Raw genomic sequence first — 18,449 nt, forward strand, 5'->3', positions numbered from 1 at the left:
CTGACCCAGGGCGGGTCAACGCGCGGTGATCGCGTCCACGGCCTGCAGGTCGTCGGGCGCCAGCGTGCCCGCGGCCTGGCGCAGCTTGAGCGTGCCCAGCAACACGTTGTAGCGCGCCTGGGCCAGGTCGCGCTTGGTCTGGTAGAGCTGGCTCTGCGCATTGAGCACATCGATGTTCACCCGTACGCCGACCTGGTAGCCCAGCCGGTTGGCGTCCAGCGCGCTCTGGCTCGATGCCTCCGCGGCCTCGAGCGCACGGACCTGGCCCTGGCCGGACTGCACCCCATAGAACGCACTGCGCACGGCCTGCGCCACGGTGCGGCGGGCGTTTTCCAGGTCGGCTCGTGCCTTGTCTTCCAGAGACAGGGTTTCGCGGATGCGGTTCTGCACCGCGAAGCCCGCGAACAGCGGCAGTGTCATCTGCACGCCGACCGTGGCGGCGCGGGCGGTGGAGTGGATGTGCGGGAGCGTGGTGGTGCCATTGGGGTTGCGGACCACGTTGTAGCCTGCCTGCAGGTCCACCGTGGGCAGGTGGCCGGTCTCGGCCTTGCGTGTTTCCAGGCGTGCCACATCCAGAGCGATGGCGGCCTGGCGCAACTGGGGCTGCAGTTCGTCCGCCGTCCGCACCCACGCTTCCGCGTCGGCCGGCGCCACGGCGGGCAACTGCACGGGCTGCGCCAGGGGCAGGGGCGACACGCCCGGACGGCCGACCAGTTGTTCCAGCGCGAGCTGCTTGACGCGCAGGTCGTTGTCCGCCGCGATCTCCTGGGCCTCGACGAGATCGAAGCGTGCCTGGGCCTCGCGCGAGTCGGTGATGGTGGCGTTGCCCACCTCGAAATTGCGCTGCGCCGACGCCCGCTGCTCCGACACCGCGGCTTTCTGGGCCCGCAGGAAGGTGAGGGTGTCCCGGGCCGCCAGCACGTCGAAATAGGCCTGCGCCAGCCGCACGACGAGGTCCTGGCGGGCGGCCTCGACCCGGGCCTGGGCGATGTCCGCGCCGCGCTGCCCCTGCTCGAACGCGATGCGGTTGGCGGGGCGGTAGAGCGGCTGAGAGGCCGTGAGGCCCGCTGCCTGCTGCGGCGTGCCGATATCCAGCGGCGGGCGGTTCACGTCGGTGCGGGTGTAGGAGGTGCCCGCCGAGAGCCCCGCGCTCGGAAGCAGCCCGGCGCGCGCCTGTTCCGCGCGGCTGCCCGCGGCCTGCGCATCGGCCAGCGCCGATTGCAGCGGGGCGTCGTAGCCCTGCGCGATGTCATAGAGCGCCGGCAGGCTCTGGGCGGAGACGGCCCCGGCCGCCGCCGCGAGGACGAAGGCCAGTGCGCCGGCGGCGCGGCGGGAATGCAGTTGCGTGCGTCGGGAAGTCATGGCGGACAAGCGTCTCTTTCCTGGCTGATGAACCGTTGGGCGGACCGTTCGGGCGGCAGGCATCCCGCCCGGCCTCCAGGAGGACGGGCGCGGAGCCGGTACCACGATGTCAGTAGCGGGGCACCCCGGGGTCGCGCTCGTGCGACCAGGCGTCGATGCCGCCGGAGATATTGGCCAGCCGCTGGAATCCGTGCTGTTCGAGGAAAGCCGCCACCCGCAGGCTGCGCACGCCGTGGTGGCACAGGCAGGCGACGGGGCGCTCCGCCTCCAGGTCGTCGAGCCGGGCGGGGATCTCGCCCATGGGAATGGCGGCGATGTCGAAGCCGCCGCCTTCCGGAGCGCGCACGCTCGCGGTCTGCAGTTCCCAGGGCTCGCGCACGTCCAGCACCAGGGGGCGTCCACCGCCGGCCTGGGCGGAGAACCATTCGTCGAGCTGGGCGGGACGTACGTGGTCGATCATGGAGGAGAGGTCCTGAGTCAGAAGGTGAAGCGGGGGCGCTCCGGGAAGTGCAGCAGGCGCGACGCGTTGGTGTCCCATGGGTACGTGGTCGCGAAGCGGTCGCCCGTGCGGTGCACGAAAGTGGCGCGCATCACGGGCTCGTCGCCGATGATCGCTGCCAGGCGGCCGCCTTCGCGCAGCAGCGCCAGCAGGTGCTGCGGCACTTCATGCACCGATCCGCTCAGCACGATGACGTCGAACGGGCCGTCCGGGATGGCGTCGCGCGCGCCGTCGCCCTGGCGCACCGCCACGTTGTCGATGCCGGCACTCAGCAGGTTCTCGCGGGCGAATTCCACCAGGTCGGGCACGATCTCCAGCGTGACCACATGCTCGGCGCGGTGCGCGAGCAGGGCCGCCATGTAGCCGGAGCCGGCGCCGATCTCCAGCACCCGGTCGGTCGGCTTGACCTGCAGGTCCTGCAGCAGGCGGGCTTCCACGCGCGGAGCCAGCATGCACTGGCCCAGGCGCTGGGCTTCCTCGGTGGAGGGGTTGAGCGGAATCTCCATGTCCATGAACGCCATGCCCCGGTAGGCGGGGGGCACGAAATCCTCGCGGCGCACGACGTTCAGCAGATCCAGCACATCGGCGTCGAGCACATTCCACGGGCGGATCTGCTGCTCGATCATGTTGTAGCGGGACAGCGTCACGGGATCGCTGGCGTCGGCGGTCGTGTTGTAGGGAAGGGTCATGGGGGATTTCTCCGGTGCACGGGATCAGGACAAACCGTCGATTTTAGGCGCGCGGGCCGGCGGCTGTGCCTGCGGCACGGCGGCGACCCGGTCCTGCCGCACGCAGAAGCCTGCCAGCAGGTTGTCCACCTGCGCGTCGATGAAGCGCTGCGGCGTCACGTCGCCCGACTCGGGCATGCAGACGCCCGAATGGCGCCACATCATCATGAACACGAGCGGCGCGGCCACCACGTGCACGGCGCAGTCGAGGTCGAGTTCGCGGAACTCGCCCTGCTGCACTCCACGTTCGAGGATGCGGCGGATGAGGCGGTGGCTGGGAAGCACGACCTCGTCGCGGTAGAAAGCCGCGATGTCCGGAAAGTTGTGCGCCTCGCTCAGCACGAGCTTGGAGATGCCGGAGGCCTTGGTGGATCCGATGTGCGTCCACCAGAGTTCGTAGGCATGGTGCAGCAGTTCGGACGTGCTGTGGGGGTAGTGCTCGATCTCCACGTCCCAATCGGCGAAGTGCCGTCCCAGGTTGTGGCGCACGACTTCCTTGAAGAGGTCTTCCTTGCTCGGGAAATACAGGAACAGCGTGCCCTTGGACACCCCGGCCCTCGCCGCCACCTCGTCCACCTTGGTGGCGGCATAGCCGCGCTCCACGAACAGGTCGAGTGCGGACTCGAGCAACTCGCCCGGACGCGCTTCCTTGCGGCGGGCGCGGCGGGGCGATGGCGCGGAAGACAGAGGAGGGGCGGGAGAGCGGGAGGCCATATTAATGACTGACTGGTTAGTAATGTAGCGACCGGCTTCGGCTGCGTCAACCGGTCTCCGGGCATACGCGGCCGAAACAGGCAGGACGACCGCGTCCTACTGCAACCAGGCGTGCCGATCGCTAGCATGGCGGCACACCGCTGGCGTCGGGGATATGCTGCCGCGGTGGTTCCGCCACCCTCCACAGCACAGGAAAACCATGGAAAGCCATAGCAACACTTCATCCGAAACGATCACCCTGGGCGGTGGCTGCTTCTGGTGCACCGAGGCCGTCTTCGACCGCGTGCGCGGCGTCACGGACGTCGAGAGCGGCTATGCCAATGGCCAGGTACCGCATCCGACCTACGAGCAGGTCTGCTCGGGCAGGACGGGCCATGCGGAAGTGGTGCGGCTGACCTTCGACCCCGAAGTCATCGGCCTGCAGGAGATCCTGGAAATCTTCTTCGCCACCCACGATCCGACCACCCTCAACCGGCAGGGCAACGACGTGGGCACCCAGTACCGCAGCGGCATCTACACCACCACGCCCGCGCAGCAGGAACTGGCTGAGGCCATGGTGCGGCAGATGTCGCAGGACCGGCTGTTCGGCGCGCCGATCGTCACCGAAGTGCAGCCGCTGGAGTCGTACTGGCCGGCCGAGGACTACCACCAGGACTACTACCTGAACCATCCGGAGCAGGGCTATTGCGCCTTCGTCGTGGGGCCCAAGGTGGAGAAATTCCGCAAGACGTTCGCGCGCTACCTCAAGCCCGAATAGCCATCCCCGGCCGCTGGCGCGCGGCCTGGGTGCATAATGCAACACGATTGCATTAACAGGCCGCATGCCATGCCGATTCCCGCCGCATCCACGGACCCGTCCGCGCCATCGTCCTCCGCGGCGCAGCGTGCGCTGCCCCAGGGCATGCGCTCCACGCGGGCCGTGCGGGCCGTGCTGGCGCTGATGGAGTCCGATCCTTCGGCCGCGCGCTCGGGCACGGAGGTCGTCGCGGCGCTGGAGCGGCGCGGCGTGCCGGCCAACCGGGTCACGGTCTATCGCCTGCTGGACCGCCTTGCCGTGGCCGGGCTGCTCGATCGCCATGTGGATGCGCAGCGCGTGACACGCTACACGCTGGCGGGCAGTTCCCAGGAGCGCTGGGGCGCGCGCTTCGAATGCGCCGGATGCCACCGCCAATTCCGCATCGCCGACGGGGCGGCTCCGCTGCGCGCTGCCATGCGCCGCGTGCTCCAGGCCCTGGCGGAAGCCGGCCACGCCGAGCTGGCCGCGGATGTCTCCGTGCGCGGCCGGTGCGCGGAATGCGCGCGCACCGGGCCCGGGGAGACCCGCGGATGATCCGGTCGCGCGGGCTGGAATTCACCCATTCCAGCGGCCCCTCCCTGCGTTTTCCCGACGTGGACCTGCCCCAGGGCGGCTGCCTGCTGCTGCGCGGGCCTTCGGGCTCCGGCAAGTCCACCTGGCTGGCGCTGGCCGCCGGCCTGCGCTCCGCATCGGCCGGCACCCTGGTGGTGGCGGACCGAAATCTGGCCGGGGAGGGCCGGCCCGGCCAGTCAGCACGCGACGCGTGGCGCGCGCGCACCGTCGGCTTCCTGCCGCAGGCGCTGCATCTGTCGCCTGCGCTCACCGTCTCCGGGAACCTTGCGCTGGCCTTCTTCGCGGCCGGACTGCCCCGGGACGACGGGGCGATCGCCTCGGTGCTGGACCGGCTGGGTCTCGGCGCGCTGGCCCGGCGCCATCCGCACCAGCTCTCCGGCGGCCAGGCCCAGCGGGTGGCGCTGGCGCGCGCCGTGCTGCTGTCGCCGCGGGTGCTGCTGGCCGACGAGCCCACCGCCAGCCTAGATGACGAGGCCGCCGCCGCTGCCCTGGCGCTGCTGGCCGGCAGCGCTGCCGGCTGCGGGGCCACGCTGGTGGTCGCCACGCACGACCGCCGTGCGATCGACGCGCTCGCGCCCCGGGCCGCCACGGTGTCGCTGGAGCGGGAGGCACGGGCCCCGGCCGTGGGGGCCGGACCATGAGCGCGGCGGCCCGTGCGGGCGAACTCCTGTGGCTGTCGTGGCGCTACCTCTGGTCGCGCCCGCTGGCATCGGCGCTCAACCTGTTGCTGCTGACGCTGGGGCTGGCCGCCGTGGTGCTCGTGCTGCTGGTGTCCGAGCAGGTGGACCGGGGCTTCGAGCGCGATGTCCAGGGGATCGACCTCGTGGTCGGCGCCAAGGGCAGTCCGCTGCAGCTGATCCTGGCAGGCGTGTTCCACATCGATGTGCCGCCCGGCAACATCGCGCTGCAGGATTTCGAGGCGCTGCAGCGCAATCCGCTCGTGGCGCAGGCGATTCCGCTCAGCCTGGGCGACAGCTTCGCCGGCTACCGCATCGTCGGGACGACGCCGGAGTATCCGGCCCACTACGGTGCTGCATGGGCGGCCGGGCGCGTCTGGAGCCGCCCCATGGAGGCCGTGCTGGGTGCCACCGTGGCAGGGGCGATGCGGCGCGCAGCCGGTGATGCCGGACGCACCCTCGGCGGCGGGGCGGGCGGGCTGCTGGGGCAGTCCTTCGTCGGCACGCACGGTCTGGCCCCGGGCGGGGAGGCGCATGGCGACAACCCCTACACCGTGGTGGGCGTGCTGCAGCCGTGCGGCTGCGTGCTCGACCGGCTGGTGCTCACCGCCACGGAATCGGTGTGGAAGGTGCATGAATCCGCGCAGGCCGACGACCCGGACGATCTGGAGGTGCTGCGCCAGGAGCGCGAGGTCACGCTGGCCCTGGTGCGCTACCGCAGCCCATTGGCGGCGGTGACGCTGCCGCGCGCCATCAACAGCGGCACGCCCATGCAGGCCGCATCGCCCGCGGTGGAGATCACCCGGCTCGTGGGACTGCTGGGGGTAGGGGCCGACGTGCTGCGCGCCTTCGGCGGCGTGCTGCTGGGCGTGGCCGCGCTGAGCGTGTTCATCGCGCTCTGGAACGCGGTGCGCGAGCGCCGGGCCGACCTCGCCATGCTGCGCATGCTGGGCGCACCGCCGGCCCGCGTGGGCGGGCTGCTGCTGTGCGAGGCGTTGTGGCTCGCCCTGATCGCCTCGCTGCTGGGCCTGGCCTGTGGGCACCTGCTGGTCGAAGGGGTAGGGCGTTTGCTGGCCGCGCGCAATGCCATGCCCGTGACCGGCTGGGTCTGGCTGCCCGGGGAGTGGGCCGTTCTCGCGCTCGCGGCGGCGCTGGCCGTGCTGGCCGCCTTGCTGCCGGCCCTGCAGGCCTACCGCGTCGATGCGGGCGAACTGCTGGGGCAGCCCTGAACCCCCGATGGTCCGTTTCCACAACCTTTGTTTTTTCCATCTTCGAAAGGAACCTCCATGCACCGCACTTTCCGATCCGCCGCCATTGCCTTCGCCTGCGCGCCGCTGCTGGCCCTGGGCGCTCTGTCCGCCCATGCCCAGGACACCAAGGAGCATGCGCATGGCGACAAGGAGATCCAGGCCGACATCCAGCGCCACCGGGCCATGGCTGCGGCACACGAGGCCGCCGCCAAATGCCTGGAGGCGGGCAAGGGGCACGACCAGTGCGTGAAGGAACTCCAGGCCGCCTGCAAGGGTCTGGCCATCGGCAAGTTCTGCGGGATGAAGCACCAGCATTGAGCACGCCGGTACCGGGCCCGGTGCCGCATGCGATGATCTCCCCGCGAACACCGTGTATCCGATGAAATTCCCGCTTTCGTTCCTCGCCTGTGCCCTGGCCTGCACGGGCACCCTGGCCGCGCAGGAGTCTGCACCGGCCCCCGGTGGCGGGGGCGCGGGCGGCCCTGTGCTGTCGTCGCCGCTCGGAGCGCCCGCGGGCGGCCTTCCCGGCGGCCCGCCCGGTGCCGGGGGGCTGCCTGCCGGCTCGGGGCCCGGCTACCACAGCCCGCAGAGCCCGATCAAGCCACTGCCGCGGCGCGACGATGTCGTGCCGTGGTCCACGCTCACCAACCTCACCAAGAAGACCCTGAAGACGCGCATCGCGCCCGTCTTCAATGCCGAGCAGAAGGCGCTGGATGGCAAGGTGCAGCGCCTGCAGGGGTTCATGGTGCCCATGGACACGCGCCCGCTGCAGCGCCATTTCCTGCTCACTTCCGTGCCGCTGACCTGCGCGTTCTGCATTCCCGGCGGGCCGGAGAGCATGGTGGAGGTGAAGGCCTCCGTGGGCGTGCCCTATTCGCTGGAGCCCATCGTGGTGCAGGGCGAATTCAAGACCCTGGGCAATGACGAGTACGGCCTGTTCTACCGCATGGTCAACGCCGAGCCCGTGAAGTGATCCTGTCCGCCGCCACGCTCCGCCGCTCCATGGGCGCCCCGCCATCGACGGGCTCCCGGTGGAGGCGCGGCCGTGCTTTCGCGCTCTGGATGTGGCTGGCGGCGGCCCTGGTGCTCGCTCCCGTGCTGGGCCGCGTGCACCAGGTGGTGCACGGGCCGGTGGCGGCCATGGCGTCGCAGGCCGCCGGCGCGGCGCCGTCCGATGACGGCCTTGCCGCGTCCCCGGGGCAGGCCCAAGGCGCGGGCCTGCTGGAGGCGCTGTTCTCCCACCATGCGGACAGCGACTGCCATCTGCTGGACCAGTCGCTCTTCGGCGCGGCCCTGCTGCCGGCATTGTTGCCGGTAGTGATGCCGGCGGCGGCGCCGGCACCTGACGACCCGCCCGCCACGGGCGTGGGCGCGCGGCCGCAGCGCGCCTTCCTGGCCCGCGCGCCGCCGCATTCCCGCGCGGCCTGATCCGCCCCCCGCCGCTCGACCCGGCAGGGTGCTGCGGCCTTCCTCCTTTTCAGCATCCGCTGTGTGCCCGCCGTGGCGCCTGCATGCCTGCACCGGGCATGCAGGCATGACGCGCGCGGCGCCGTGTTCCCTTCCTTTTTTCGTCGTCCGCCATGAATTCCAACGCTTTCTCCCTCCCGGGCCGCTCCCGCCGCGCCGCGCTGCATCCGCTCGCCTGTGCCGTGCTGCTGCTGGCGGCCTCCGGTGCCCGTGCGCAAACGGCCGACACCGACAACACCTCCGCCACGCCCCGGGCGCGCCTGCCCGAGGTGACCGTCACCGGCAATCCGCTGGGTACCGACACGGTGGTCGTGCCCGCTGCCCAGCTGTCCGGCGACGATCTCACCCTGCGCACCGAATCCACCCTCGGCCAGACGCTGGACGGCCTGCCGGGCGTGAGCAGCACCTACTTCGGCCCCAACGCCAGCCGGCCCATCATCCGCGGGCTGGACGGCGACCGCATCCGCGTGCTGCAGAACAGCGGCGCCACGCTGGATGCATCGGCGCTCAGCTTCGACCATGCCGTGCCCACCGAGGCCCTGACCACCGAGCGCATCGAGGTGCTGCGCGGCCCGGCCGCATTGCTGTATGGCGGCAGCGCGGTGGGTGGCGTGGTGAACGTCATCGACAACCGCATCCCGCGCGAGCCGCTGAACGGCGTGGACGGCAAGGCCGAAGCCTCGGCCGCCACCGGCAACGGCGAACGCGCGGGCGCGGCGATGGTGGAGGGCGGCAATGACCGCTTCGCGCTGCACGCCGACGTGTTCGACCGCAATACGGACGATGTGCGCGTGCCCATCGACCTGGCCTGCGAGAAGCCCGGCTCTCCCGGCCTGGCGCGGCGCATCTGCAACTCGGCCAGCCACACGCGCGGCGGCGCCGTGGGCGGAACGGCGTTCTTCGACCAGGGCTACCTGGGCCTGTCGGCCAGCACCTACCGCAGCGACTACGGCACGGTGGCCGAGGACGACGTGACGATCGGCATGCGCTCCAACCGCTACGCGCTGGACGGCCTGTGGCGCTTCGGCGCGGGCCCGCTGCAGAGCGTGCGCGTGCAGGCCAGCCACACGGACTACCGCCACACCGAGTACGAGGGCGGCGCTCCCGGCACCACGTTCCGCAACGGTGGCAACGATTTGCGGGTGGAGGCGAAGCACGCGCCCATCGGCCGGCTGCAGGGCGTCATCGGCCTGCAGGCCGAGGCCTCGCGGTTCTCGGCCGAGGGCGAGGAGGCCTTCGCGCCCCGCAGCCGCAGCCGCAGCACCGCGCTCTTCCTGCACGAGGAGCTGGGCATGGACTGGGGCAAGCTGACTTTCGGCGCCCGCGCGGAGCGGGACACGGTCGAATCCTTCGGCAGCCCGGAGGTGGACCGCTTCGCCGTCGGCAAGCACGATTTCCATCCGCACAGCGCCGCCGTGGGCGCGCTGTTCAACCTCACGCCCGCCTGGCAGCTCACGTCCAACCTCTCGTACACCCAGCGCGCGCCGAAGGATTACGAGCTGTTCGCCAATGGCCCGCACGTGGCCACGGGGGCCTGGGAGACGGGCGATCCGGGCCTGGGCCTGGAGAAGGCGACCAGCGTGGACGTGGGCGCTGCGTGGAAGAGTGGCCCGAACCGCTTCGCCGCCACGGCCTTCCTGAGCCAGTTCTCCAACTACATCGGCCTCACGCCCACCGGGCTGCTGCGTTCGGAAGAGGGGGACGTGGTGCCGGCCGGAACGGACGGCGCGCTGCCCGAGTACCGCTACCAGGGCGTGCGCGCGCGCTTCTACGGCCTGGAGGCCAGCGGCAGCGTACGGCTGGTGGGCGAAAGCGGGGTGGTGGCCCCGGCGTCCCGCCTGCTCGGCGACGGCTCCACGCTGGACCTGCAACTGCGTGGCGACATCGTGCGCGCCACCAACCGCGACACCGGCCAGCCGCTGCCGCGCATCGCGCCCCTGCGCCTGGGCAGCACGCTGCTGTGGGCGAGCGGCCCCTGGCGCGCAGGGCTCGGTTTCGACTACCTGGCCGCCCAGGACCGCGTGCCCGACGACGGTACGCGAGCGACCGGCGCCTACACGCTGTGGAACGCCTCGCTTGGTTACCGCACGCAATGGCAGTTCGGCGCCACCCGGAGCACCGCACTCTGGTACGCACGGCTGGACAACATCACCGACAAGCTGGCCTACAGCCCCACCTCGATCCTGACGACCACGGCGTTCCCGAAGGCGCCGCTGCCCGGACGCAGCCTGAAGGTGGGCGTGAAGGTGGACTTCTGACGTAACCCGGTGGGCAGGGGCGCCTGCCCCTGCTCAGGACAGCCTGTCCTTGAGCCGGTACCAGGCGCCGACGAGCGGCAGGAACCAGGGCTTGCCGAAGTGGCCGGGAATGGCCGGCCAGTCGAAGTCCTTCCAGGGGTTGAGGTCGGTGCGGCCGTCCATGACCTCCGCCATGATGGAGCCCATCAGGGTGGACATCTGGGTTCCGTGGCCGCTGTAGCCCATGGAGTAGTAGATGCCGTTGCGCTCTCCGGCGCGCGGCAGCCGGTCCCGCGTCATGTCCACCATGCCGCCCCAGCAATAGTCGATGCGTGCCTGGCCCAGCTCGGGGAAGATGCGGCGCAGCGAGGCCTGCAGGATGGCCCCGCTCTTGCGGTCGGACGTCTCATTGGACACGGCGAAGCGCGCCCGTCCGCCCAGGAGCAGGCGGTTGTCCGGCGTGGCGCGGAAGTAGGTCACCATGTGGTTGGTGTCCACGGCCATCCGGCGCCGGGGCATGATCCGGTCGAGCACCGCGACGGGCAGCGGCTCCGTGACGATCAGGAAGGCCCCCACCGGCACGATCCTGCGGCGTATCCACCCCAGCGGCCCCGTATGGGAGGTACCGCTCGCCAGCAGGACCTGCGCGGCCTGCAGGCGGCCCCGGGGCGTTTCGATCACGTGGCCGCCGCCGGATGCGGGGCTCAGGCCGGTCATCGGCGTGTGCTCGTGCATCTCCGCTCCGCGCCGGGCCGCAGCCTCCGCGAGGCCCCGCACGAAGCGCCCCACGTGCATGCCCGCGCTCTTGCGGTAGAGCAGTCCGCCATGGAAGCTGTCCGAGCCCACTTCGGCTGCCAGGTCCGCACGGGCCACCATCGCGGTGTCGGGATCGACGCTGGCGGCCAGCAGGGCCTGTGCGCGCACCAGCTTGTCGTAATGTTCGGGCTTCGCCGCGAGCTTGATCTTGCCGACGCGCGCGAAGCTGCAGTCGATGTGCTCTTCCGCGACCAGCCGCTCCACCAGATCGACGCCCGCGTCGAAGGCCCGGTAGAGCCGGCTGGCAGCCTCGGGCCCGAGCCGCGCGGACAGCATGCCGTAGTCGTGAGCGCAGCCGTTGTTGCACATGCCGCCGTTGCGTCCCGACGCGGCGTTGCCGATGGTGGAGGCTTCGAGCAGCACCACTTTCGCCCCTTTCCTGGCGAGTGCCAGGGCGGCGGAGGAACCCGTCAGCCCGCCGCCGATGATGGCGACATCGCAGTGGCCCTCGACGGGCCCGGAGGCAGCGCTCCGGAAGGGTTCCGAGGTGTCGAGCCAATAGGATGCGAATCGCATGGCATCTCCGGAAAAAGGGGTGCGCTCAGTGGAAGGACTGGTTGGCGAGCGCGAACAGCTGCTCCGGCCCCGCCGCCGGCTTCCGGGGGCCGAGGACCATGGTGGTGGCGCCGCCGACCCGATGCAGCCCGGTGGTGTCGAGCCAGTCGCCGAGCTGCAGCGCCACGGGGGTGTCGATGCGGACGAAAACGCGCCCCAGGCGGGCGAGCGCCGCCGCCACCAGGGCCCGCGCATCCGCCGCGCCGGGCGCCACCACCGGGCCGATGACGTGTCCCCGGCCGAAAGGGCGCGACAGGGCGTATCCGCAGGCCTGTCCGCCGCGCTCGAGCACGTGGCCATCCGCCACCTGCATGAGCGCTCGCAGCATGTCCGGCCTGTGCCATCCCGTGGCCGCGTGGTCCAGGCGGGCGATGGCGGCGAAATCCGCCGGTCGTATCGGCCGGAGCGCCATGCCGGAGGGCATTTCCGGGATGGCGAGGGGAACGCCCTGGTACTGGGCGATTTCGCCAGTCCGCACGAAGCCGCGCCGCTCGTACAGCGCAAGGCCCTCGGCCGTCGAGTTGAGCGTGATGGTGCGGGGCCCGGCCGCCGCGAGCAGCGCGTCCATCAACCGGGCCCCGTAGCCGTGCCCCTGGGCGGCCCCGGCGACGATGACCATGCCGGCGGACGCATGCGTCTCGCCGTAGGCCCACCAGGCCGCGGTACCCAACACCTCCTGGCCGTGCTGCAGCACGAAGCCCTGGCCCTGGTCGAGCGCAAAGCGCCAGTCTTCCAGCCGGTAGGGCCACGACATTTCCCGGGAGAGCTTCCAGGCGCCCTCCAGGTGCCTGTGCGAGAACACGGCGAGTTCCGGGTGCATGGTCGCCTAGAAATCCGCGACCTTGCCCCACGCCGAGTTCCGGAACCGCTCGGGATCGTAGGGGCGGGGGTCGAAGAGGGGGGTGTCGCCGCTGGCGAGGTCGGCGATCAGGTGGCCGGCCCCCGGCCCGATGCCGAAACCGTGGCCGGAGAAACCGGCAGCGAGGATGAACCCGGGGATGCCCGGCACCTCGCCGATGCCCGGCACGCCGTCGGGCGTGCTGTCCACGTAGCCGGCCCAGGCGTTGGCGATGTGCGCTTCCCGCAGGGCGGGCAGCAGGGCGACGGCCCGGCGGTGGGTTTCCCGCACGGCCGCAGGGTCCGCCTTCGGATCGAGTACGCGCATGCGCTCCATCGGCGTCGGCGCATCGAGGCGCCAGCGGCTCAGCGTTTCGTGGCCGCTCCGGATGCCTTCCAGGCCGCCCGGGAACACATTGCGCCAGCGCTTGGCGAACATCGGGACGAACTGCGGTGCGAAGCGCAGCAGCTGCGGCGTCGGGTCCACCCGGCCACGCCCGCTGATGGCCAGCGTGTAGCTGCCGTCGCTGCGCCGGGTGAGGGACACGCCTGCCGTGTGCAGAGTGTCGGGTAGCGCCTCGGCGATGGCCGAGACGCGCACGATGGACTGGCGGACCGTCGCCTGGGGGAAGCGGATTCCCAGCTGGCGGCAGAACGAGGAGGCCCATGCGCCCCCGGCGTAGATCGCGATGCGCGTGCGGATGGTTCCGGCTTCGGTGACCACGCCGCTGACGCGCCCGCCCTGCAGCTCGATGCCCCGGGCGGCGCAGTTCTGGTGCACGGTGCCGCCGAGCTTCATGAATGCGGAGGCGGCAGCCGGAGCGGCCTTGGCGGGATCGGCCGTGCCGTCGCTGGGGGAGAGCACGCCGCCTTTCCAGGGCCGGCCGGTCGCACTGCCGCGCCGAGTGGCATCCTCGGCGCTCAGCATGTGCGTGACAACGCCGGCGGACTTCGCGAAGACGCCCCAGCGCGCCCAGCGGTCAAGTTCGGCCTCGTCGTTGCTCAAGTAGAACAGGCCGCAGCGCCGGAAGCCCGTGTCCTCCCCGGACTCGGCGGCGAACTGCTCCCAGAGTTCCAGGCTCTTGGTGGCCATGGGCAGTTCCCGGGCGTCGCGGTTCTGCTGCCGGCACCAGCCCCAGTTGCGGCTGGACTGTTCGGCGCCGATCCAGCCCTTTTCGACCAGGGCGACCGACATGCCCCTGCGCGCCAGGTAGTACGCGGTGAAGACGCCGATGATCCCGCCCCCGATCACGACGGCATCGGCGCTGGTGGGCAGGGGGGACGACGTCTCGATGAGGCGCAGCGGCTGTTGCATGGAAGGATCTCGCTTTTCGGTCGGAACGGAACGCAGGGACGGTGCGGGGCGCCGGGGCGGCGATGCGGCGGTCATGCGTCCGGCTCCCCGGCCCAGCCCAGGATGGCCTTGGTTTCCAGGTACTCGTGGAGCCCCTCGACGCCGTACTCGCGCCCGTTGCCCGATTGCTTGTAGCCGCCGAAGGGAGCGTGCGGGCTCCAGGCGGGGTTGTTGATGTGCACCTGCCCGGCACGGATCCGCATCGCGACCGCCCGGGCCGCCACGGGATCGGCGCCCTGCACGTGGGCGCCCAGGCCGTAGATGGTGTCGTTGGCGATGTCCACGGCTTCATCGACCGTGTCGTAGGGAATGAGGACGAGCACCGGTCCGAAGATTTCTTCCTGGGCGATCCGCATCCGCGGATGCACATCGGAGAAGATGGTCGGGCGCGCGTAGAAGCCGCGCTCCAGGCCCGCCGGGCGGCCGGGGCCGCCGCAGACCAGGCGCGCACCTTCCTCGATCCCGGCGGCGATCATCTCCTGCACCCGGTGGAACTGGGCCTGGTTGGCCACCGGGCCGTGCGTGGTCCGCTCCGACCGGGGATCGCCGACCACCATGCGCGACACCGCATCGGCCGCCTGGCGCTCGGCCTCGGCCAGGCGGGCGCGCTCCACGATCATGCGCGTCGGTGCGCTGCAGGACTGGCCCACGTTGCGCATGCCCGCCGCCACGCCGGCCGGCACGGCCACCGAAAGATCGGCATCCGGCAGGATGACATTGGGAGACTTTCCGCCCAGCTCCTGGGCCACGCGCTTGACCGTGGGCGCGGCCGCCTGTGCCACGAGGACGCCGGCCCGCGTGGAGCCGGTGATCGAGACCATGTCCACCTCGGGATGGGACGCCAGCGCGGCACCCACCTCCGGCCCTTCGCCCGCCACGAGGTTGAACACCCCGGCAGGCATCCCGGCGTCCTGCATCGCCTCGGCGAAGAGCATCGCGCTGAACGGGGACAGCTCGCTGGGCTTGAGCACCACGGTGCATCCCGCGGCCAGCGCCGGCCCTACCTTGGCAGTGATCTGGTAGAGCGGCCAGTTCCAGGGCGTGATCAGGCCGCAGACGCCGATGGCCTCGCGCACGATGGCCATGCCGTCCCGATGGGTGACGAACGGGTGGCTGGCCGCCAGGTCGCGGGCCACGCGCAAGTGCTCCGCGGCGATCGGCACCTGCGCGGCGCGCGCCACGGCGATGGCGGACCCCATTTCCAGCGAGATCGCCTGGGCGAACGATTCCGCACGCTCCAGGACCAGGGCATGCAGCCGGCCCAGCAGGGCGGCACGCTGCTGCGGCCTGGTTGCCGACCAGGCAGGAAAGGCGCGCCGCGCCGCGGCGATCGCAGCCGCCGCGTCCCGGGCATCGCCCAGTGCGATCTCCGCCAGTGGCTGCTCGGTGGAAGGGTCGATGACGGTCGCGCGGGACGTTCCCTCCGGCCGCCGCCAGCCGCCATCGACGAAGATCCGGTCCAGGCGGCCGTCGCGGGCCAGGCGTTCGATGAGGGGAGAGGTCATGGGAACGATCGGCGTCATTGCAGGCAATTGCACCATGCGGCGCCCCACGGCCGGTTGGGAAAAGCGGGGCGCATAGCGATGAAGCTGCGGTTTTTGGGGGGCTCGGCGGCATGCCATGCGGCGGGCCGGCACGCGGCCTCCACGCGGGATAATCCTCCGTCGCGCGACGCCCCCTACCTTTCCAGATGACTCCCCCACCGCTCCATTCCGCCTTTGCCTTCGTTCTGGCCCTGTTCGCGTCGGCGCACGCCGCAGCCCAGCCCGCCGGACCGATACCGAAGGAGGAACTGCAGATCCTCGCCAGCGTGTACCGCGAACTGCAGACTTCCCTGGTGGAGAAGCCTGACGACCGCGCACTGCTCGTCGCGGCGACCAAGGGCATGGTGCGTGAGGCGGATCCGGACAGCGGCGAGTACTTCACGGCCGCGGAGCTTGAAGCGCAGCGCCAACCTGCAGCCCCCGACGCAGAGGCCATCGGGGTCCAGCTCCGTTACCGCGACCACCAATACCAACTCGTGCCGCTGGAGGGCAGTCCGGCCGCGCAGGCGGGCATCGCTTCCGGCGACCGGCTGTACGCGGTCGATGGCGCGCGGGTGAAGGGGCTGGAGGGCGCCAGGGTCCGCCAGCTCCTGTCCGGTCCCGCCGGCAGCACGGTGGCGCTGACCGTTTTCCGGGAGTCCTCGCTGTCCGTCCTCACCATTGCGGTCGAGCGACGGGCCTATGCGGCCCCCAGGGTGTCGCTGTCGCGGCCGGCACCGGGCATGGCGCAATTGCGCGTGCCGCACTTCAACGCCTCGGCGCTGCAGGAGGCCGCGGAAGCGATCGCCGGGGCGTGGCAGGTGGAACCGTTCAACGCCATGATCCTGGATCTGCGCGGTTGCCCGGGAGGCCTCGTCGAATCGACGGTGGGCATTGCCTCCATGTTCCTGCCCAGGGATACGGTGGTCATGAAGACCTCCGGCGCGGGGGCGCAGGCCGGCGCCACCTACCTGGCCACCCCCGATGCCTACCGGGGCGCAGGCCGGCAGGATCCGCTGGAGAACCTGCCGCCGCAGATCCGCACGATGGCGCTGGCGGTATTGGTGGATGCCGACACGGCGTCGGGCGCGGAAATCGTCGCGGCCGCCCTGCAGGACCACCGGCGGGCACGGGTCTTCGGCCGGCCCACGGCGGGGCGCGGCAGCATCCAGACCATCCGCCCGATGCAAAAGGGTGCGATCAAGTTCACGACGGCCTACTGGATGTCCCCGGGCGGCCGGAGCATCCAGGGAAACGGCGTGGCGCCGGACCAGATCGTGGCCGATCCCTCTGCGCAGAGCACGCTGCAGGCGGCGATGGCGTCCCTGCAAAAGTGACTCGCATCCGCCTGTGAACTCTCCCGTCTTCGCCTCCCTCGTTCCCGTCATCCTGTGCATCGCCATCGGATTCTTCGCGGCCCGCATCGGCTGGGTGCGGGCCACGGCCATCAAGGACCTCTCCAACATCGTCTTCCTGGTGCTCACGCCGGCACTGCTGTTCCGCACCATGGGCGCGGTGCGGGTCCAGGACCTCAACTTCGAGCCGGTGGCGCTGTATTTCCTGGCGGCGAGCCTGGTGTTCATCGTCACTATGGCCTTCGCGGGCTTTTCCACCCGCGCGGCGGCACGCGGCCTGGCCAACATGTTCAGCAACAACATAATGATCGGCGTGCCGCTGGTCGGGCTGGTGTACGGCAAGGAAGGGCTGGTGACGCTCTTCACCCTGATCTCGCTGCACGCGCTCGTGCTGCTCACGGCTGCCACGGTCGTGTTCGAACTGGCCGAGGCGCGCGAGAGCCAGCGCTCGGGCCGCAGCGCGCCGCGCCCGGTGCTGCACACCGTGCTGCAGGCGGTGCGCAACGGCATCGTGCACCCGGTGCCGCTGCCCATCCTGGCAGGCCTGCTGTTCGGCCAGACAGGATTGGTATTGCCGGAGGTGATCGACAAGCCGCTGCAGGTGCTGGGCACCGCGCTCGGCCCCATGGCGCTGCTGCTGGTGGGGGTGACGCTGGCCTACACCAAGGTCGGCCACCATGCACGGGAGGCGCTGGGCATCGCCGTGGTCAAGAACATCGCCCACCCGCTGCTGCTGTTCGCGCTGGCCTGGGGCATGGGCCTGTCCGGCCTTTCGGTGGCGGTGATGTTCACGGCCGCGGCGCTGCCCGTGGGGGCCAACGTGTTCCTCTTCACCCAGCGCTACGGCACCATGCAGGACGAGGTATCGGCCAGCATCGCGCTCTCGACCGCGCTGGCGCTCGCCACCGTGCCGGTCATGCTGCTGCTGGCCCAGCGGCTCTGGCACTGAAACGCCACGCCACCGGGACGCTCCGGCCGCCGCGCCCTGCCGCTTTCACAGGGCCGTGGAAAGGGTCACGGTGCGAGGCGCTCGCGCATCCAGGTGCCCTGGGTTTCCGCCCGATAGCAAAGGCGATCGTGCAGGCGGCTCTTGCGTCCCTGCCAGAACTCCCAGCGGTCGGGCTGGAGCCTGTAGCCGCCCCAGTGCGGCGGGCGGGGCGGTTGCAGCAGGAACTGCGCACCGTATTTCGCCGCATTGGCCACCAGCACGCCCCGGCCGGAGATCACCTCGCTCTGCGGGCTCGCCCAGGCGCCGATGCGCGAATCGAGCGGCCGGCTGGCGAAGTAGGCGTCGCTTTCGGCATCGCTCACTTTTTCGACCCGGCCCTCGATGCGCACCACGCGCTCGAGCTCGATCCAGTGGAACTGCAGGGCCGCGAACGGATTGCCGGCCAGCTGGCGGCCCTTGCGGCTTTCGTAATTGGTGTACCACACGATGCCGCGCTCGTCGTAGCCCTTGATGAGCACCACGCGCGTGCTCGGGCGCAGGTCCGCGCCCACGGTGGCCAACGTCATGGCATTGGGTTCGGGCACCTGGGCGGCCACGGCTTCCTGCAGCCACTGGTCGAACTGCCGCAGTGGATCGGCATGCGAGGCCTCCTCGCCGAGCTCGGCGCGCTCGTAGCTCTTGCGCAGGTCGGCGATGGAGGACGACAACGGGGAGGAGGGGGAAGACATGCCGCGATTGTGCATGCCTTCCGCCCGCC

The 18,449-nt window shown here is 71.0% G+C and carries 19 protein-coding genes; 10 read left to right on the plus strand and 9 right to left on the minus strand.

What is annotated here, in order from left to right; genetic code table 11:
* Positions 1-15: 15 nt before the first annotated feature.
* The 4 genes from ACGHC0_RS12925 to ACGHC0_RS12940 form a co-directional block, all read right to left on the minus strand.
* Complete coding sequence (locus tag ACGHC0_RS12925) at positions 16-1,362, minus strand: TolC family outer membrane protein (RefSeq protein WP_368351307.1); 1,347 nt, start codon at positions 1,360-1,362, stop codon at positions 16-18.
* A 109-nt stretch (positions 1,363-1,471) separates the two neighbouring features.
* Positions 1,472-1,822, minus strand: coding sequence for a rhodanese-like domain-containing protein (locus ACGHC0_RS12930; protein ID WP_368351308.1), 351 nt, complete (start codon positions 1,820-1,822; stop codon positions 1,472-1,474).
* 17 nt (positions 1,823-1,839) lie between these two features.
* Positions 1,840-2,550, minus strand: coding sequence for a protein-L-isoaspartate O-methyltransferase family protein (locus ACGHC0_RS12935; RefSeq protein ID WP_415265773.1), 711 nt, complete (start codon positions 2,548-2,550; stop codon positions 1,840-1,842).
* Positions 2,551-2,574: 24 nt separating this feature from the next.
* Positions 2,575-3,303, minus strand: coding sequence for a TetR/AcrR family transcriptional regulator (locus ACGHC0_RS12940; RefSeq protein WP_415265774.1), 729 nt, complete (start codon positions 3,301-3,303; stop codon positions 2,575-2,577).
* 199 nt (positions 3,304-3,502) lie between these two features.
* Here ACGHC0_RS12940 and msrA point away from each other — a divergent pair, with 199 nt between their 5' ends.
* The 8 genes from msrA (at position 3,503) to ACGHC0_RS12980 (ending at position 10,324) form a co-directional block, all read left to right on the plus strand.
* Positions 3,503-4,060 carry a peptide-methionine (S)-S-oxide reductase MsrA gene (gene msrA / locus ACGHC0_RS12945; protein ID WP_368351311.1) on the plus strand — a complete coding sequence of 186 codons (558 nt, stop codon included), beginning with the start codon at positions 3,503-3,505 and terminating at the stop codon, positions 4,058-4,060.
* A gap of 69 nt (positions 4,061-4,129) precedes the next feature.
* Positions 4,130-4,633 (plus strand): transcriptional repressor, encoded by a 504-nt coding sequence (locus ACGHC0_RS12950; RefSeq protein ID WP_415265775.1) that lies wholly within the window; start codon positions 4,130-4,132, stop codon positions 4,631-4,633.
* A complete protein-coding gene (locus tag ACGHC0_RS12955) occupies positions 4,630-5,313 on the plus strand; it encodes an ATP-binding cassette domain-containing protein (RefSeq protein WP_415265776.1) in 684 nt (227 codons plus the stop codon). The genes ACGHC0_RS12950 and ACGHC0_RS12955 overlap by 4 nt, the downstream gene beginning before the upstream one ends.
* Entirely contained in the window at positions 5,310-6,578 is a 1,269-nt protein-coding gene (locus ACGHC0_RS12960; protein WP_415265777.1) for an ABC transporter permease, read from the plus strand. The genes ACGHC0_RS12955 and ACGHC0_RS12960 overlap by 4 nt, the downstream gene beginning before the upstream one ends.
* A gap of 57 nt (positions 6,579-6,635) precedes the next feature.
* Positions 6,636-6,917 carry a hypothetical protein gene (locus ACGHC0_RS12965; protein WP_368351315.1) on the plus strand — a complete coding sequence of 94 codons (282 nt, stop codon included), beginning with the start codon at positions 6,636-6,638 and terminating at the stop codon, positions 6,915-6,917.
* A 61-nt stretch (positions 6,918-6,978) separates the two neighbouring features.
* Entirely contained in the window at positions 6,979-7,572 is a 594-nt protein-coding gene (locus tag ACGHC0_RS12970; RefSeq protein ID WP_415265778.1) for a DUF3299 domain-containing protein, read from the plus strand.
* Positions 7,569-8,027 (plus strand): hypothetical protein, encoded by a 459-nt coding sequence (locus ACGHC0_RS12975; RefSeq protein ID WP_415265779.1) that lies wholly within the window; start codon positions 7,569-7,571, stop codon positions 8,025-8,027. The genes ACGHC0_RS12970 and ACGHC0_RS12975 overlap by 4 nt, the downstream gene beginning before the upstream one ends.
* A 152-nt stretch (positions 8,028-8,179) precedes the next feature.
* Positions 8,180-10,324 carry a TonB-dependent receptor gene (locus ACGHC0_RS12980; RefSeq protein WP_415265780.1) on the plus strand — a complete coding sequence of 715 codons (2,145 nt, stop codon included), beginning with the start codon at positions 8,180-8,182 and terminating at the stop codon, positions 10,322-10,324.
* Between the two features lie 33 nt (positions 10,325-10,357).
* On the opposite strand, the gene ACGHC0_RS12985 is transcribed toward ACGHC0_RS12980, so the two are convergent.
* From ACGHC0_RS12985 to ACGHC0_RS13000, 4 genes are all read right to left on the minus strand, one after another.
* Positions 10,358-11,635, minus strand: a complete 1,278-nt coding sequence (locus ACGHC0_RS12985; protein WP_415265781.1) for an NAD(P)/FAD-dependent oxidoreductase — start codon at positions 11,633-11,635, stop codon at positions 10,358-10,360.
* A 25-nt stretch (positions 11,636-11,660) separates the two neighbouring features.
* Entirely contained in the window at positions 11,661-12,494 is an 834-nt protein-coding gene (locus ACGHC0_RS12990) for a GNAT family N-acetyltransferase (protein WP_415265782.1), read from the minus strand.
* A 6-nt stretch (positions 12,495-12,500) separates the two neighbouring features.
* Positions 12,501-13,826, minus strand: coding sequence for an NAD(P)/FAD-dependent oxidoreductase (locus ACGHC0_RS12995; RefSeq protein ID WP_415265783.1), 1,326 nt, complete (start codon positions 13,824-13,826; stop codon positions 12,501-12,503).
* A gap of 71 nt (positions 13,827-13,897) precedes the next feature.
* Positions 13,898-15,370 carry an aldehyde dehydrogenase family protein gene (locus ACGHC0_RS13000; RefSeq protein WP_415265784.1) on the minus strand — a complete coding sequence of 491 codons (1,473 nt, stop codon included), beginning with the start codon at positions 15,368-15,370 and terminating at the stop codon, positions 13,898-13,900.
* Positions 15,371-15,555: 185 nt separating this feature from the next.
* Between ACGHC0_RS13000 and ACGHC0_RS13005 the strand changes: the two genes are divergently transcribed.
* Entirely contained in the window at positions 15,556-16,725 is a 1,170-nt protein-coding gene (locus tag ACGHC0_RS13005; RefSeq protein ID WP_415265785.1) for a S41 family peptidase, read from the plus strand.
* A 13-nt stretch (positions 16,726-16,738) separates the two neighbouring features.
* Positions 16,739-17,692: an AEC family transporter gene (locus ACGHC0_RS13010; RefSeq protein WP_415265786.1), complete on the plus strand. Its 954-nt coding sequence runs from the start codon at positions 16,739-16,741 to the stop codon at positions 17,690-17,692.
* A gap of 65 nt (positions 17,693-17,757) precedes the next feature.
* On the opposite strand, the gene pdxH is transcribed toward ACGHC0_RS13010, so the two are convergent.
* The gene (gene pdxH / locus ACGHC0_RS13015) at positions 17,758-18,435 is read right to left on the minus strand and encodes a pyridoxamine 5'-phosphate oxidase (protein ID WP_368351325.1); all 678 of its coding nucleotides are present in this window, start codon (positions 18,433-18,435) and stop codon (positions 17,758-17,760) included.
* Between the last annotated feature and the right edge of the window lie 14 nt (positions 18,436-18,449).

It is taken from the genome of Acidovorax sacchari, from assembly GCF_042847045.1.
In the GTDB taxonomy this organism is placed as follows: Bacteria; Pseudomonadota; Gammaproteobacteria; order Burkholderiales; family Burkholderiaceae_C; genus Paracidovorax; species Paracidovorax sacchari.

Excerpts from the sequence above, each read along its gene's own strand:
- ACGHC0_RS12940 (WP_415265774.1), bottom strand. The coding sequence starts at position 3,303 with ATGGCCTCCCGCTCTCCCGCCCCTCCTCTGTCTTCCGCGCCATCGCCC.
- ACGHC0_RS12965 (WP_368351315.1), top strand. The coding sequence starts at position 6,636 with ATGCACCGCACTTTCCGATCCGCCGCCATTGCCTTCGCCTGCGCGCCG.
- ACGHC0_RS12960 (WP_415265777.1), top strand. The coding sequence starts at position 5,310 with ATGAGCGCGGCGGCCCGTGCGGGCGAACTCCTGTGGCTGTCGTGGCGC.
- ACGHC0_RS12970 (WP_415265778.1), top strand. The coding sequence starts at position 6,979 with ATGAAATTCCCGCTTTCGTTCCTCGCCTGTGCCCTGGCCTGCACGGGC.
- ACGHC0_RS12950 (WP_415265775.1), top strand. The coding sequence starts at position 4,130 with ATGCCGATTCCCGCCGCATCCACGGACCCGTCCGCGCCATCGTCCTCC.
- ACGHC0_RS12955 (WP_415265776.1), top strand. The coding sequence starts at position 4,630 with ATGATCCGGTCGCGCGGGCTGGAATTCACCCATTCCAGCGGCCCCTCC.
- pdxH (WP_368351325.1), bottom strand. The coding sequence starts at position 18,435 with ATGCACAATCGCGGCATGTCTTCCCCCTCCTCCCCGTTGTCGTCCTCC.
- ACGHC0_RS12935 (WP_415265773.1), bottom strand. The coding sequence starts at position 2,550 with ATGACCCTTCCCTACAACACGACCGCCGACGCCAGCGATCCCGTGACG.
- ACGHC0_RS12990 (WP_415265782.1), bottom strand. The coding sequence starts at position 12,494 with ATGCACCCGGAACTCGCCGTGTTCTCGCACAGGCACCTGGAGGGCGCC.
- ACGHC0_RS12930 (WP_368351308.1), bottom strand. The coding sequence starts at position 1,822 with ATGATCGACCACGTACGTCCCGCCCAGCTCGACGAATGGTTCTCCGCC.
- ACGHC0_RS12980 (WP_415265780.1), top strand. The coding sequence starts at position 8,180 with ATGAATTCCAACGCTTTCTCCCTCCCGGGCCGCTCCCGCCGCGCCGCG.
- ACGHC0_RS13000 (WP_415265784.1), bottom strand. The coding sequence starts at position 15,370 with ATGACCTCTCCCCTCATCGAACGCCTGGCCCGCGACGGCCGCCTGGAC.
- ACGHC0_RS12925 (WP_368351307.1), bottom strand. The coding sequence starts at position 1,362 with ATGACTTCCCGACGCACGCAACTGCATTCCCGCCGCGCCGCCGGCGCA.
- ACGHC0_RS13005 (WP_415265785.1), top strand. The coding sequence starts at position 15,556 with ATGACTCCCCCACCGCTCCATTCCGCCTTTGCCTTCGTTCTGGCCCTG.
- ACGHC0_RS12985 (WP_415265781.1), bottom strand. The coding sequence starts at position 11,635 with ATGCGATTCGCATCCTATTGGCTCGACACCTCGGAACCCTTCCGGAGC.
- msrA (WP_368351311.1), top strand. The coding sequence starts at position 3,503 with ATGGAAAGCCATAGCAACACTTCATCCGAAACGATCACCCTGGGCGGT.
- ACGHC0_RS12995 (WP_415265783.1), bottom strand. The coding sequence starts at position 13,826 with ATGCAACAGCCGCTGCGCCTCATCGAGACGTCGTCCCCCCTGCCCACC.